The 14,331-nt window shown below is 71.2% G+C and carries 13 protein-coding genes; 7 read left to right on the top strand and 6 right to left on the bottom strand.

Features of this window, described 5'->3' with window-relative positions:
* Positions 1 to 10 precede the first annotated feature (10 nt).
* From AB0E07_RS04015 to AB0E07_RS04000, 4 genes are all read right to left on the bottom strand, one after another.
* On the bottom strand, positions 11 to 451 hold the full coding sequence (locus tag AB0E07_RS04015; protein ID WP_362246140.1) for a hypothetical protein: 441 nt from the start codon (positions 449 to 451) through the stop codon (positions 11 to 13).
* A 28-nt stretch (positions 452 to 479) separates the two neighbouring features.
* Positions 480 to 1,073: a hypothetical protein gene (locus AB0E07_RS04010; RefSeq protein ID WP_362246138.1), complete on the bottom strand. Its 594-nt coding sequence runs from the start codon at positions 1,071 to 1,073 to the stop codon at positions 480 to 482.
* 200 nt (positions 1,074 to 1,273) lie between these two features.
* Positions 1,274 to 2,845: a helix-turn-helix domain-containing protein gene (locus tag AB0E07_RS04005; protein ID WP_362246136.1), complete on the bottom strand. Its 1,572-nt coding sequence runs from the start codon at positions 2,843 to 2,845 to the stop codon at positions 1,274 to 1,276.
* Between the two features lie 322 nt (positions 2,846 to 3,167).
* Entirely contained in the window at positions 3,168 to 4,445 is a 1,278-nt protein-coding gene (locus AB0E07_RS04000) for a M6 family metalloprotease domain-containing protein (RefSeq protein ID WP_362246134.1), read from the bottom strand.
* Between the two features lie 332 nt (positions 4,446 to 4,777).
* Here AB0E07_RS04000 and AB0E07_RS03995 point away from each other — a divergent pair, with 332 nt between their 5' ends.
* Together AB0E07_RS03995 and AB0E07_RS03990 are read left to right on the top strand one after the other, a co-directional pair.
* The gene (locus tag AB0E07_RS03995; protein WP_362246132.1) at positions 4,778 to 5,422 is read left to right on the top strand and encodes a helix-turn-helix domain-containing protein; all 645 of its coding nucleotides are present in this window, start codon (positions 4,778 to 4,780) and stop codon (positions 5,420 to 5,422) included.
* 134 nt (positions 5,423 to 5,556) lie between these two features.
* Positions 5,557 to 7,083 carry an MFS transporter gene (locus AB0E07_RS03990; RefSeq protein WP_362246129.1) on the top strand — a complete coding sequence of 509 codons (1,527 nt, stop codon included), beginning with the start codon at positions 5,557 to 5,559 and terminating at the stop codon, positions 7,081 to 7,083.
* A gap of 106 nt (positions 7,084 to 7,189) precedes the next feature.
* Here the strand turns inward: AB0E07_RS03990 and AB0E07_RS03985 are convergent, their stop codons facing one another.
* Positions 7,190 to 7,723, bottom strand: coding sequence for a MarR family transcriptional regulator (locus AB0E07_RS03985; RefSeq protein ID WP_362246126.1), 534 nt, complete (start codon positions 7,721 to 7,723; stop codon positions 7,190 to 7,192).
* Positions 7,724 to 7,825: 102 nt separating this feature from the next.
* Between AB0E07_RS03985 and AB0E07_RS03980 the strand changes: the two genes are divergently transcribed.
* From AB0E07_RS03980 to AB0E07_RS03970, 3 genes are all read left to right on the top strand, one after another.
* On the top strand, positions 7,826 to 8,611 hold the full coding sequence (locus AB0E07_RS03980; RefSeq protein WP_362246124.1) for a class III extradiol ring-cleavage dioxygenase: 786 nt from the start codon (positions 7,826 to 7,828) through the stop codon (positions 8,609 to 8,611).
* Between the two features lie 416 nt (positions 8,612 to 9,027).
* Entirely contained in the window at positions 9,028 to 10,026 is a 999-nt protein-coding gene (locus AB0E07_RS03975) for a sigma-70 family RNA polymerase sigma factor (RefSeq protein ID WP_362246122.1), read from the top strand.
* Positions 10,027 to 10,528: 502 nt separating this feature from the next.
* On the top strand, positions 10,529 to 11,140 hold the full coding sequence (locus AB0E07_RS03970) for a TetR family transcriptional regulator (RefSeq protein WP_362246814.1): 612 nt from the start codon (positions 10,529 to 10,531) through the stop codon (positions 11,138 to 11,140).
* A gap of 96 nt (positions 11,141 to 11,236) precedes the next feature.
* On the opposite strand, the gene AB0E07_RS03965 is transcribed toward AB0E07_RS03970, so the two are convergent.
* Positions 11,237 to 12,205, bottom strand: coding sequence for a YafY family protein (locus tag AB0E07_RS03965; protein WP_362246120.1), 969 nt, complete (start codon positions 12,203 to 12,205; stop codon positions 11,237 to 11,239).
* 62 nt (positions 12,206 to 12,267) lie between these two features.
* On the opposite strand from AB0E07_RS03965, the gene AB0E07_RS03960 reads away from it, so the two are divergent.
* Both AB0E07_RS03960 and AB0E07_RS03955 read left to right on the top strand, forming a co-directional pair.
* A complete protein-coding gene (locus AB0E07_RS03960; protein ID WP_362246118.1) occupies positions 12,268 to 13,863 on the top strand; it encodes an MFS transporter in 1,596 nt (531 codons plus the stop codon).
* A 194-nt stretch (positions 13,864 to 14,057) separates the two neighbouring features.
* On the top strand, positions 14,058 to 14,312 hold the full coding sequence (locus AB0E07_RS03955; RefSeq protein ID WP_362246116.1) for a hypothetical protein: 255 nt from the start codon (positions 14,058 to 14,060) through the stop codon (positions 14,310 to 14,312).
* Positions 14,313 to 14,331: the final 19 nt, after the last annotated feature.

Here is a 14,331-nt window from a genome sequence, read left to right as displayed (position 1 = left end):
CGGAGTCCTCTCATGCGTCCGTGGCGCCGCGAAGGTCTGCCAGGATCCGCCGGATGTCCGCGGCCAACGTCGCGGGTGTGATGACCCTGCCGGCTCGAACGGACAAAGCGCCCGGAGTGTCAGGCGGATCAGCCTCCACCAGGTCCCCCACTTCCGTCAGGATGCCGAACAAGACCGCGTGGAGATGACGCCGGGCGGCTTCCTGCGCGCGATCCGCCGGGCCCATGGGCCAGCCCCGTAGCTGCTCGTCGGCCGCGGCACGGCGGAGACTACGAGTGGCGAACCACTCCACGCCGACTGACTCACCGCGATCGGTCACCACGACGCCGTGGGCGCGGTAACGGTCGTCGTTGTCCGCCTCCGGTAGCCCGGCCGCCGCCAGAAGCGTCCGGATCTCCAGCCGCAGCGGTCCGCGGCCTGGGGGCTGGAGCCGATGCTGAGCACTTGTCACGAGGCATACTCCTTGGTTGTGCGAGTCGTCATTCGACGAGAGTGATGACGCCGTCAGGAATCCAGCCTTCGATATATCCACGGAGGAACGGGCCGAGCTCGCGCGGGTGTACATCGAATTCCTCGTCCTCGACATTCGCCAACGGATGCCAGGCGTAATCGACGTTCGTGACGACACGTGCGCGGGCACGAAGACTGATCGATCTCATTTTGCTGCGACGGACTACAAAGATGTGCGTCGATTCATCCAGCCTGTCTCGCTTCGGTAGCGGGTTGTAACGTCCGGCAACCGGAGTACGCGCAAGGAACCAGTGCGAGAAGAGTGAGTCCAGAACATGAATGACAGAGAACCGTGAAGGCCCGAGGCGGATTACCCGCGAGGCGACCGGCCGCCACGAGGGGTCACCATGAACTCTGCACAGCAGTACACGCTCCTCGCGATCGATCACAGCCAGGGCGGTGTGCAGCGACTTATTTCGGAATGCGGTCCTCATGCCCTGAGCATCGGCCGTAATCGGGCCATACGCCCTCGGTGAGCCGGAAAGGAATGAAGCCGAGAAAAACGAAGCCATTCTTTGAAGTGAGCCGCTTGCAACGACGTCGTCCGGCAGCTGATGCTGCAACGTTGGACAGTGAGACCGAGGATGTGCCCTGACCTGCAGCGATCAGCTAAGCGTTTCCGGAGCGGCGCGTGTGCGTTCCGCAGCAATCTCCTGGCCACCTGCTGACCTGCGGTGACGGAGTTTTCTACAAGCCCCACGAAGGCGGACGGTGGCCCCGTGGGGTCACAGGCGTCAGGGTACCGGATCAGGCCGGGGTCGGGTCAGGTCGTCGGGACGTGGGTGAAGCGGGAGGCTGCCCTGAGGTCGGATTCGATGGCCCGGGCCGTGTCGCGCAGGGCCGGGAGGAGCTTCTCCTCGCAGTCCTCCCGGGTGTGGCGCGCCGCGTGCATCGACACCGACGCCGCGGCGACGGGGCGGGAGGCGTCGGCGGGGCGGATCGGGACCGCGATCGTGCGCAGGCCCCTCTCCTGTTCCTCGTCCAGGAGGACGTGGGTGGGGGTGGTGTCCGTGGGGGAGAGGAGGATCTGGCCCAGGGCCGTACGACGGGCCGGGGCCCGTGTGCCCGGGGTGATGGTCACGCTCATCACTCCGGGGGCCGTCGCTCCGGCCGTGTACTGGATCTCCTCCGCGTCCGGGGTCAGGATCGCCAGGGACGTCGATTCCCGGATCGTCGCCGTCAGGTCCGCCAGGTGCGGGGCGGCCAGCCGGGGGAGCGTGGTCCGGGACAGCGGGGGGAAGCCCAGGGAGAGGACCTTCGGCGTCAGGGCGTACGTGCGCTCGTCGGGGCGGGTGATCAGGCCCAGGTGTTCGTAGGTGATCAGGGATCTGCGGGCCGTCGCCCTCGCCAGGCCCGTCGCCTGGGCCACCTCCGTCAGTGTCAGCCGGTCCCGGCCCTCGCCGAAGGCCGTCAGTACGGTCAGGCCGCGGGCCAGGGATTCCACGAAGTCGCGGCCCAGTTCCTGCTTGGACGCGCCCGTCCAGGCGGCCAGCGCCGAGGGCGGCGGGGGAGTGGACGGGGGCGGTGCCGTGCGCAGCCGTTGTTCCATCGCCGCCACCGCCCGCCTGAGGCGCGGGAGCAGCGTCCCGTGCAGGTCCGCCGCGGTGTGGCGGCTGGTGTGGCTGACCACGCTCGCCACGCAGGCGATGCGCAGCGTGCCGGGATCCCGTACCGGTACCGACAGCGCCACCAGGCCCGGTTCGATCAACTGGTCGTCCAGGGCGAAGCCGTTCTCCCCGGCTCGGGTCACCCACTCCGCGAACTCCGCGTCCCGCAAAGGGTGTTGCCGATGGGGTACGGCGGGGAAGTCCCGGTCCTCCGGGTCCCGGTCCCGGCGCTCGCGCCAGGCGCGCCACTCCTCGTCCGTCCACTCCGTGGCGAACAGCGGTCCGGGGGCGGTGCGTTCGGCGGGCAGGAGGTCGCCGATGCGGAAGCTCAGGGACATCGCCCGGCGGCGGGTCGCCTGGTGGATGAAGCGGATGCCGTCGCCGTCGGACACCGCCAGGGAGACCGACTCGTCGAGTTCGTCGGCGAGCGCGTCCGCCTCCCCGGCGAGGAGGTCCGGCAGGCGCAGGGCCGCCAGGCAGGCGTTGCCCAGTTCCATCAGGCGGGGGGTCAGGACCGCGTCCCGGCCGTCGAGGCGGACGTATCCCATGCGGGCGAGGGTGGAGGTGATCCGGTCGACGGTGGAGCGGGCCAGGCCCGTGGCGCGTTCCAGCCCGCTCGGGCTCATCGCCCCGCCCGCCTCCGACAGCTCACGCAGCACGGCGACCCCTCTGATCAGCGGGGTCACCGCCTCGGGCGGAGGGGTGGCGGTGAGGTGCGGGGACGGCATCGGTTCTCCGGTACGACGAACGGCGGACGACCACCGAGGGACTAAGGACGACCGCCCAGGGACGGCGGACGACCACCGAGGGACTACGGACGACCGCCCAGGGACGGCGGACGACCACCGAAGGACGGCGGACGGCCACCCCAGGGACCGCGGACGGCCACCCAGGGACCGCGGGCGACCACCGGCGGACGGTGCGGGCAGCCACCGGCGGACCGCGGACGACCACCGGCGGACCGCGGACGACCACCGGCGGACCGCGGACCCGGAAGGCGGCCCGTCCACCGTAGACCGGCCCCGGCCAACCACCCCGCCCCGCCCCGCACTACCCCCGGCTCACCCGCACCACATGATCCCCCGAAAGCTTCGCCGCCACCGCGATGTGGATTCCGTTGGCGGGGTCCCTGAACGCCTCGCCGGGGGTGAACGGGGCGTCGGAGAGTTCCGCGTGGACGTTCGGGCTGCGGGTGCAGCCGCCGCTGTCGCCGCGGCTGTCGTAGACGCGTACCGGGCCCTGGCCGGTGTCCACGTCCGCGTCGACCTTGTAGATGAGCACGCCGGGACGGCACACCGTCTCGTCGTTGCCCTCGCGGGTGCGCAGCTCGACGGCGTAGCCGGTGCGGGCGTCCAGTGGGACGAAGACCAGTTTCGGGCCGCCGGGACGGGCCAGCGGTGTGAGGGTGTACTCGGTCGTCCCGGGTGCCGTCGCGCAGCGCACCTGGGACGGGTCCAGCCAGCCGAGCTTCCACTTGTGCCAGCCCAGTACGTCGTTGTTGGCGCCCCAGTCCTCGCTCATGATGTCCCAGTGGCCGACCGCGCCCCCGCCCTCCTGGGTGTAGAGGTCGGGCAGGCCGAAGACGTGGCCGTTCTCGTGGGGCAGGACGCGGTAGCCGGTGCGGTCGTAGGTGCCGGAGCCGTCGTCCTGGCGGGAGTAGACGAAGGAGGCGTTCGCGACGGGGACGCCGTCGGCCGTCGGGGCCTCGCTGTTGCCGGCGAAGGTCACGGACAGGACCGTGTCCAGGGCGGACGGGCCGGCGTTCGGTGTCACCAGGACGTTCACGAAGTCGTAGCGCCTGAAGTCCACCTCGGGGTCGGCCGCTGCCACGATGTCCTGGACCAGGTCCCGGTAGCCGGGGTCGAAGGGGGCGCCGCGTTCTATGCCGTACTCCTCGAAGGGCTTCGGCATGCGCAGCCAGCCGGTGATCGGGGTCTCGGTGCGGTAGTCGAGACGGCCGTAGGAGCTGGTGCGGAACCAGTCCTGGGTCTGCGGGAAGAACTCGTCGAAGCGGTCCAGCGCGCGGCCGGACCCGCGGGCGTCGGAGAAGTCGATCATCAGGGTCAGGGCCCGGACGGTGCCGGTGGAGCGGGCGTAGCCGCCGGTGGTGGGCACGCTCTCCGACATCTGGACCTGAGGCCCACCGGTGATCATGCAGGGGCCGAGCGCCGAGCTGCGGGACAGCGAGATGGGTCCCGCCTTCGCCGTCGTGCCGCCCGCGGAGAGGGTCCCTGATCCGGCCGAGGAGCTGACGGCGAAGGTCAGCGCGGCGACGGAGGCGAGGGCGGCGGCACGACGGGGACGTATCCGACGGCTGGACGGCTGCATGCACGGGGCCCTTCGTCCTCGGCAGCCGCCGGCTTGGCTGCACCCTTGCGATCACCCTCGGCCGAGGGGGGCGCGGGCGCGCGCTGGGAGAGCCCGAACGTGGCACCGGACAGGGGTGTGACTCAGGTCACAGGAAGTCTTTCCCTCAACTCGAAATATCCGGGGAGCGTCTCCCCGTTTAGAACAGTGTTCGCGCGAAACGGGGAGAGCTTCCCCGGATCGCGACCGGAGAACTCCGGCAGAGCCGGAAGGCTTCGGCAGAGCCGGAAGGCTTCGGCAGAACCAGAGAACCTCAGCAGGACCAGAGAACCTCAGCAGAGAAGGAGTACGCCGTGCAGACCGCTCTTCCCGCGCAGCGCAAGGTGACCCGGCCGCGCGCCGACGCCCTGCGCAACCGGGAGCGGATCGTCACCGCCGCCCGGGAGATGTTCGTCGAGTGCGGCCCTGACGTCCCGCTCGACGAGATCGCCCGCCGTGCCGGAGTCGGCAACGCCACGGTGTACCGCAACTTCCCCGACCGGGACGCCCTCGTCCGCGAGGTCGTCTGCTCGGTCATGGACCGGACGGTCGCCGCCGCCGAGACCGCGCTCGCGGAGAACGGCGACGCCTTCGAGGCACTGGAGCGCTTCGTGCACAGCGCCGCCGACGAGCGGATCAGCGCGCTGTGCCCGATGATCTCCAGCACCTTCGACCAGAACCACCCCGACCTGGAGGCGGCGCGCGAGCGCGCCGAGCGGATGGTCGCGATGGTCATGGAACGCGCCAGGACGGCCGGGCAGCTCCGCGCGGACGTCGGCGTCGGTGACCTCATGGTCGCCGTGGCCCAGCTCAGCAGGCCCCCGGCCGGCGCGGGCTGCCTCAGCGCCGACCGCTTCGTCCACCGTCATCTTCAGCTGTTCCTGGACGGACTGCGGGCCCCGGCCCGTTCCGCGCTGCCGGGCACGGCCGTAACCCTGGAGGACCTCCGGGAGTCATGAGCCGTTCCGGCGCCTGACAAAGGTGTCAGGTTCCGTCTTCTTCACATACCTCCTCTCCTCCTCCTGCCCCTCCCCTTAGCCACACGTATTTCCGTAACGCTTTTCCGTCACGAAGTCCCGAAGTGGGTACCCCCATGTCTGAAACAGCCGTCAAGGCTCCCGGAGTCCCCGACTCCAACCGCTGGAAGGCGCTGATCTTCATCGCGCTCGCCCAGCTGATGGTCGTGCTCGACGCCACCATCGTGAACATCGCCCTGCCCTCCGCCCAGCAGGACCTCGGCATCTCCGACGGCAACCGGCAGTGGGTCGTCACGGCCTACGCCCTCGCCTTCGGCGGTCTGCTGCTGTTCGGCGGCCGTATCGCCGACCTGTGGGGCCGCAAGCGCGCCTTCGTCATCGGTCTGACCGGCTTCGCCGCGGCCTCCGCGCTCGGTGGCGCCGCCACCAACGAGGCCATGATGTTCGGCGCCCGCGCCCTCCAGGGTGTCTTCGGCGCCCTGCTCGCGCCCGCCGCGCTCTCCCTGCTCGCCGTGATGTTCACGGACGCCAAGGAGCGCGCCAAGGCGTTCGGCATCTACGGCGCCATCGCCGGTGGTGGCGGTGCCGTCGGTCTGATCCTGGGCGGATTCCTCACCGAGTACCTGGACTGGCGCTGGACGTTCTTCGTGAACATCCCGTTCGCCGTGGTCGCCGCGGCCGGTGCCTGGTACGTCATCCGTGAGCCCGAGGGCGGCCGCAACCGCTCGCCGCTCGACATCCCCGGCGTCATCCTCTCCACCCTGGGTCTGGTCGCGCTGGTCTACGGCTTCACCCGCGCCGAGTCCGAGGGCTGGGGCGACTCCGTGACGATCGGCATGTTCGTCGCCTCCGGCGTCCTGCTCGCAGCGTTCGTCGCGGTCGAGGCCAAGGTGAAGGCCCCGCTGCTGCCGCTGCGCGTGGTCACCGACCGCAACCGCGGCGGGATCTACCTCTCGCTGGGCCTCGCCATCATCGGCATGTTCGGTCTGTTCCTCTTCCTGACCTACTACCTGCAGATCGTGAAGGGCTACTCCCCGGTCAAGACCGGCTTCGCCTTCCTGCCGATGATCGTCGGCATGATCACGGGCTCGACCCAGATCGGCACCCGCCTGATGACCCGGGTCGCGCCGCGGCTGCTGATGGGCCCCGGCTTCCTGCTCGCCGCGGTCGGCATGCTGCTGCTGACCCAGCTGGAGATCGGCTCCTCCTACGCCGCCCTGCTGCTCCCGGCGATGCTGCTGCTCGGCCTCGGTATGGGTACGGCGTTCATGCCGGCCATGTCCCTGGCCACCACGGGCGTCAAGCCGCAGGACTCCGGTGTCGCCTCCGCGATGGTCAACACCTCCCAGCAGGTGGGCGGCGCGATCGGTACGGCGCTGCTGAACACGATCGCCGCCTCGGCCACCACGTCCTACGTCGCCGACCACATCGGCGGCGCCGCCACCCGCTCCCAGCAGCAGCTGGTCCAGCTGGAGGGCATGGTGGAGGGCTACACCAGCGCGATCTGGTTCGCCGTCGGCATCCTGGTCGCCGCCTCCCTCATCGCCTTCACCTTCGTCAACGCGGGCAAGCCGGGCAGCACGCCGGTCGCCTCGTCCGACGGCGCCGAGGAGGAGCTGCCGGTCCCGGTCGTCGCCCACTGACGACCGCCCGTACCCCTTCGGCACCCCGGTAGGACCCGTACGTACGGGGAAGGGACGCCCCGTGCGTACGACCCGGGACCTGCCCCGGCCCCGCTGAGTGAGCGGCTCAGCGGAGCCAGGGCAGGTCCGCACCCGCTTCGTCGGGTTCGAGTCCCTCGGCGACGATCCGCATGATCTCGCCGAGGGACTTCTGCTGTTCCGGGGTGAGCCGGTCGAAGAGCGCGCCGCGTACGGCGGCCACATGACCCGGCGCGGTCCGCTCCAGCACCGCGTGGCCCTCGTCGGTGAGGACCGCGAACTGGCCGCGCTTGTCCGAGGGGCAGTTCTCGCGGCGCACCCAGCCGTTCTTCTCCAGCCGCGCGATCGCGTGCGAGAGACGGGAGCGGGTGATCTTCGCGTACATGGCCAGCTCGGTCATCCGCAGCCGCCGCTGCGGCGAGTCGGCGAGCTTGACCAGCAGCCCGTAGTAGATGTGCGGCATGCCCGCGTCCCGCTGGAGCTGACGGTCCAGGTGGTCCTCCAGCAGCGTCGTGGCCTGGAGGTACGAACGCCAGACGCGCTGTTCCCCGTCGCTGAGCCAGCGGGGCTCCTCGGTGGGGCCGGATGCGGGGGAGGGGCCGGGTGCGGGTGCCGTGTTCATGGCTCCACTGTACGAGCAGTCTCCTTGAAACTTAAACCAAAGGGGGCTTATCCTGACGTAGAGATTTAGACTTCAAGTAATGCCTCAGAGGGAGCCGCCGTCATGACCGCCACCGCCCCGGAACGCATGCCCGCGCTCTACCTCAGCCATGGCGCCCCGCCCCTCGCCGACGACCCGGTCTGGCCCGGCGAGCTGGCCGCCTGGTCCGCCGACCTGCCCCGCCCCAAGGCGATCCTCATGGTCTCCGCGCACTGGGAGGAGGCCCCCCTCGCCCTCGGCGCGGTGGAGACCGTCCCGCTGGTCTACGACTTCTGGGGCTTCCCCGAGCACTACTACCGGGTGACCTACCCGGCGCCCGGCGCCCCCGCGCTCGCCGAGTCCGTGCGCAAGCTGCTGCGCGCCCCGGGCACGCCGGTGCAGGACATCCCCGACCGGGGGCTCGACCACGGCGCGTACGTCCCTCTGGTGGAGATGTTCCCGTCCGCCGACATCCCCGTCCTCCAGATCTCCATGCCGACCCTCGACCCGGTCCGGCTGATGGAGATCGGCCGCAGGCTGGCGCCGCTGCGCGACGAGGGCGTGCTGATCGTCGGCTCCGGCTTCTTCACCCACAACCTGGCCGCCCTGCGCCAGGGCGGCATCCCCGCCTGGTCGGCGGAGTTCGACGACTGGGGCCGGCGGGCCCTGGAGGACCACGACTGGGACGCCCTGCTGGACTTCCTGGGCAAGTCCCCGGCCGGCCGCTACGCCCACCCGCGTACCGAGCACTTCGCCCCGCTGTTCGTGACCATGGGCGCGGCGGAGGCGGGCGGCGAACTGGACGCGCAGAAGTCGGTCATCGACGGGTTCTGGATGGGCCTGGCGAAGCGGTCGGTGCAGTTCGGCTGAGCCGCACGTGCGCGGGGGCGCCCGACCCGGCGGGTGATGTGCGTTGCCTGTGAGGTCGTACTCCCTGGCAACCATCCGGCCGCGCGGTCCGTCTTTCCGGTGGGGAGAGCGGGCGGGGGTGGCGTGAAGGGTGCTCGCGCATGTGACGGGCGTCTCGCATGTGCGGGGATCGCGGGGGTATCCGAGAGGTCCGGAGAGACCTGCGACCCAGGTCCTGACCTGCGCCTCCGTGGCCGCTGCCGATGCCGCCCCGCACTGTGCGGCGGCACAGGGTACTGCATGATCAGAAAAATAGAGGGACGGGTTGGGAATTCTGTCCTGATTCCAGTCGTTGTTTCCATCGGATGCAGGGCACCCGAGCAGAGTGCCGGGCAACCAAGGACCACCCGCCAGCCCACCATCGCAAGGGAGCACGCATGGCAACCCGTGCCGTCGCCCGTCGTAAGTCCGCCACCGGCGGGACGTCCGACGCGGCACACAGTGTTCGCGCCCATGGCGGCGAGATCGCCGATCGCGACCTGGTCGGCATGTACCTCGACGAGATCGCGCGCACCCCGCTGCTCGACGCCGCCAAGGAAGTCGAGCTGTCCCAGGTCATCGAGGCGGGTGTGTTCGCGCGACAGGTCCTCGACGGGTACGAGGAGTCCAAGGCGGACGCCTCCCGCGAGGAGCTGGAGGCGCTGATCGCCGACGGGGAGCGCGCCAAGGACGTCTTCATCCGTTCCAACCTCCGTCTCGTCGTCGCCGTCGCCCGCCGCTATCCGCGCAGCGGACTGCCGCTGCTGGACCTCGTCCAGGAGGGGAACGCCGGCCTGGTCCGCGCGGTGGAGAAGTTCGACTACCGCAAGGGCTTCAAGTTCTCCACGTACGCCACCTGGTGGATCCGCCAGGCGATCACCCGCTCGATAGCCGACCAGTCCCGGACCATCCGGCTCCCCGTCCACTTGGTGGAGGAGCTGGGCCGGATCCGGCGCGTGCAGCGCGAGTTCAACCGTGAGCACGGCCGCGAGCCGGAGCACACGGAGATCGCCACCGAGCTGGGCTCCACCCCGGAGCGCGTCGCCGACGTCCTCGACTGGGCCCGCGACCCGGTCTCGCTGAACATGTCGGTGGACGACGACGGCGACACCCAGTTCGGCGACCTGCTGGAGGACACCTCGGCGGTCTCCCCGGAGCAGTCCGTGCTGACCCTCCTGCGCAGCGAGGAACTGGACGACCTGATCGGCCGCCTCGACCAGCGCACCGCCTCGATCATCAAGATGCGGTACGGCATCGAGGACGGCCGTGAGCGCACGCTCACCGAGGTCGGCAAGGAGCACGGGCTGACGCGCGAGCGCATCCGGCAGATCGAGAAGCACGCGCTGCTGGAGCTGAAGAAGCTGGCCCACCAGACCGGCTTCGACGCGGCGGCCTGACGGGCGGGGCGTGCGCGGTGAGGGCCGCGGGGCGTGCGGGGCTTCGGCCGCGCACGCCGGGTGGCCAAAGACCGCGCAAAGTATGGCGGTCCAACGCCGCTTCAACCCCCGGGGCCCTGGGAACAACCTTTCAGGGTCCAGGAGTTCGGTCGGCGATCCCCCCTCGCGGGCCCTTCATATGGACCACGTCCCGTCGCGGTACCCCCCCGGCGCCGGGACCCTCCGAGAGCCGGACTTCGGTGCCCTCCCCCCCCCCTGGGCGCCGGGGTCCGGCTCCTTCTGTACGGGCGGCCTCGACGGGCCCGGGCATGCTGGGAAGCGGGCCACCCCGTACCTGAACCCCGGGGTGGCCCGCGGATGGCAGATTGTGTCACATGGGCATAGCCTGCCGAACGTGAGCAGTCCCACCCCGAGCCCCAACTCCGGCCCCGAACCGCACCCCGCCGCACCGCACTCCGCCGCACCGCTGTCCCTGACGGAGCGGCGCAAGGCGGAGACGCGTATGCAGATCGCCCGCGCGGCGGCCGCCCTCTTCGTCCGGCAGGGCCTGCGCGCCACCCGCGCCGAGGACATCGCCCAGGCCGCCGGTATCGCCCCGCGCACCTTCTACCGGTACTTCGCCACCAAGGAGGAGTCCGTCGCCCCCCTCTACGCCGCCGGCGCCGAGCGCTGGGCCCGCGCGGTGCGGCTGGCACCCCCGGAACTGTCCCTCCCCGAGGCCCTGGAGCACGCCGTACGCCACACCCTGACGCCCGGCGTCGGTGTCTCGGCGTCCTCCTGGGCGTGGGTGCGCACCCTGATCCGCCTCGCCGCTTCGAGCCCCGCTCTGGGCAAGGTGTGGGCGGAGGTCTGCCACGACTCCGAGCGGACCCTGGCGGAGGTGCTGGCGGAGCGTCTCGGTACGGGGGACTCCGCGGCCGGCGAGGCCGACGACAACGTTGCCCTGGCGCCCGAACTGCGGTTCGCGGCAGCCGTGGCCGCCGCCGCGGTGCGGGTGGCCGTGGAGTCCTGGGCGGCCGGAGAGGCCCGGCCGGAGAGCGAACAGGGGCCTGCCGCACTGGCGTTGCGGAATCTCGCCGTGCTGCGGGGCATCGCCTGGGGGAAGCTGGCCTGAAGGCGCCCTGACCGGTGTCCCGGTGTCCCGGCGCCCCGGTGTCCCGGCGCCCCGTTCGTCCCGTGGTGCTCCGTTGCGGCCTCCCGCGGCGGAGGCTCAGCCGCCCGCCGCCGCCCTGCTCAGCCTCGCGCCCAAGTCCCTCACATGCCGCACCAGTTCCTCCGGCTCGTGCACCGTGAAGTCGTAGCCGACCATCGCCAGCCGTACCGCCATCCACTCCACGGCGTCCCCGGTGGTGGCGTGCAGCCGGCAGGTGTCGGCGTCGATCGGCTGGGGCGTCCCGAGCCACTGGGGGACGCGGGCCGCGACGGACTCGGCGGGGGCGGCGAAGGTGACGGTGAACTCGTAGGTCTCCTGCCGCCGGTACATCGACTGCCGCAGGTACTCGGCCGCGTCGCCCGTGGGCAGCTCGCGCGGGGCGAACCGGGCGCCGGTGGCGAAGGGCTCGCTCACCCGGTCCACCCGGAACGTCCGCCAGTCGTCGCGGCCGAGGTCGTAGGCGACGAGGTACCAGCGGCGGCCGGTGGAGACCAGCCGGTGGGGCTCGGTGACCCGGCGCGACTCGGTGCCGTCCTTGGCCCGGTAGGCGAACCGGAGCCGCTCGTGACCGGCCACCGTCGAGGCCATCACGGTCAGCGTCTCCGGTGCGATGCTCGCCCCGTCGCCGCTGGTCAGGGGGGTGGTCGCGGCCTGGAGGGTGGCGACCCGGTGGCGGAGCCGGCCGGGCAGCACCTGTTCCAGCTTGGCGAGGGCCCGCACCGACGCCTCGTCCACGCCCTCCACGGCGTGCCCGGCGCCCGCCCGGAGCCCCACCGCGATGGCGACGGCCTCCTCGTCGTCGAGGACGAGCGGAGGCATCGCCTTGCCCGCGACGAGCCGGTAGCCGCCGTCGGAGCCCATGGTCGCCTGCACCGGATAGCCGAGTTCACGCAGCCGGTCGATGTCCCGCCGGACCGTGCGCCGGGACACCCCGAGCCGGTCGGCGAGCTCGCCGCCGGGCCATTCGCGGGGCGTCTGGAGGAGGGAGAGGAGCTGAAGCAGCCGGGCCGGAGTGTCAGTGGTCATGGATCCGAGGATGCCGTACTACTAGGACACGATCTGACCTATTGGGGCCATAGGTTCTTCCCATGACCTCCAGCGAGCCTCACCTCGAAACCTCCGACCGGGCCTCCGCGCCCGCCCCGGCGTCCTCCGCCGCGGACAAGCGCCGTTGGTTCGCCCTGGCGATCGTGATGACCGCGGCCTTCATGGACCTCGTCGACGTCACGATCGTCAACATCGCCATTCCGTCGATCACGCAGACCGCGGGCGCCACCGAGAGCCAGATCCAGTGGATAACGGCCGGCTACGCGCTCGCCTTCGCCGCGGGCCTGATCACCGGCGGCAGGCTGGGCGACATCCACGGCCGCAAGAAGCTGTTCCTCATCGGCATCGGCGGCTTCACGGTCGCCTCCGCGCTGTGCGGTTTCGCCGCCAACCCGGAGATGCTCGTCGCCTCCCGCATCCTCCAGGGCGCGATGGCCGCCCTGATGGTGCCGCAGGTCCTGTCGATCGTGCACGCCACCTTCCCCGCCCACGAACGCGGCAAGGTGTTCGGCCTGTTCGGCGCGGTCGTGGGGCTCGGCGCGGTCAGCGGCCCGCTGCTCGGTGCGCTGCTCACCGAGTGGAACCTCTTCGGTCTGGAGTGGCGCCCGATCTTCCTGATCAACCTGCCGGTCGGCATCGCGGGCCTGATCCTCGGCAGCCGCTTCATCACCGAGTCCAAGGCCACCCGGGCCCCGAGGCTGGACCTGGTGGGCGTCGCCCTGGTCACGCTCGGCCTGCTGATGCTGCTCTACCCGCTGACCCGCGGCCGTGAGCTGGGCTGGCCGCTGTGGGGTCACCTGTCCATGGCCGGCGCGCTGGTCGTGCTCGCGGTGCTGGTGGCGTACGAGCGGCGCAAGACCGCGCGGGACGGCTCCCCGCTCATCGAGCTGTCCCTGTTCCGGGTGAAGAGCTTCGCCGCCGGCATCGCCGTGCAGACCGTGTTCGGGGTGGGCCTCGGGATCTTCTTCCTGGTGTGGACGCTCTACATGCAGATGGGTCTGGGCTGGAGCCCGCTGAAGGCGGGGCTGACCGGGGTGCCGTTCTCGATCGCGGTCTCGGTGGCGGCGGGGCTGTCGGTGCAGAAGCTGGTGCCGCGCTTCGGGCGCAAGGTGCTCCAGGCGGGCGCGCTGGTGCTGGGGCTCGGAGTCCTGCTCTACATCTGGGAGTCGGAGCGGTACGGCCTGGGCATCGAGCCCTGGCAGATGGCGCTGCCGCTGGTCGTGATGGGCGTGGGCATGGGCCTGATCGTCGCCCCGCTGACCGACGCGATCCTCTCCGAGGTGCCCCGGGAGCACGCCGGTTCGGCGTCCGGGCTGATCAACACCGTGCAGCAGATGGGGAACGCGCTCGGGCTCGGGCTGGTGTCGGTGGTGTTCTTCGGGGTGCTCGACGACCGGCTCGGCGGTCTTGGAAGCGGTTCGGAGGCGGGTGCCGGGTCCGGTGCCCGGGCCGTGGTCGGGTCGGCCTTCGCGGACGCCTTCCAGCACGCGCTGGGCTGGGTGGCGGCGGTGATGGGTGTCATCTTCCTGCTGATGTTCGCCCTGCCGCGCAAGCCGGCGCAGCACGTCGAGGGCGCCGGGGAGCCGGAGCCGCACGCCGACCCGGAGGAGACCCGCGAGCCGGTCCCGGTGGGCTGACCGCCCCCCCCGACCCCCAGGCTGGAGCAAGGGCCCCGTACCGGAAGGTGCGGGGCCCTCCCATGTCGCCCGGGCCATGTCGCCCGTAAGCGCCCCTATGGGGGAACTTGGGAAGCTGTGCGTGGTTCACGGCACCTGCGAGATACGTCACGGTCCGGGGTCAAAGTCCCGGACCGTGGTGTGTACTGGGCCGCATGCCTGAGGACGTCTCGATCTTCCAGCTGGTGGGCGTGGGTCTGCTCGCCCTGCTGACCGTTGCCTGGGTGATCGGCCTGGCCCGCGTCCTGCGCGCCTGCCGCCCCGAGGCCACCCGCCCGACCATCGACCCGGCCCTGTCCGGCCTTCCGCAGCAGCGGCAGGCGGGCCCGCACCTGGAGTCGGTACAGCTCACACCGGCGGAACAGGACGCGTTCGCGGGCCTGGTGCGACAGCTCAGCGACGGCCGCTGACCCCCTGGCGGGGCCGGCC

The organism is Streptomyces sp. NPDC048002, assembly GCF_040653275.1.
GTDB lineage: Bacteria > Actinomycetota > Actinomycetes > Streptomycetales > Streptomycetaceae > Streptomyces.
This window is presented reverse-complemented; position numbering and strand designations above follow the sequence as displayed.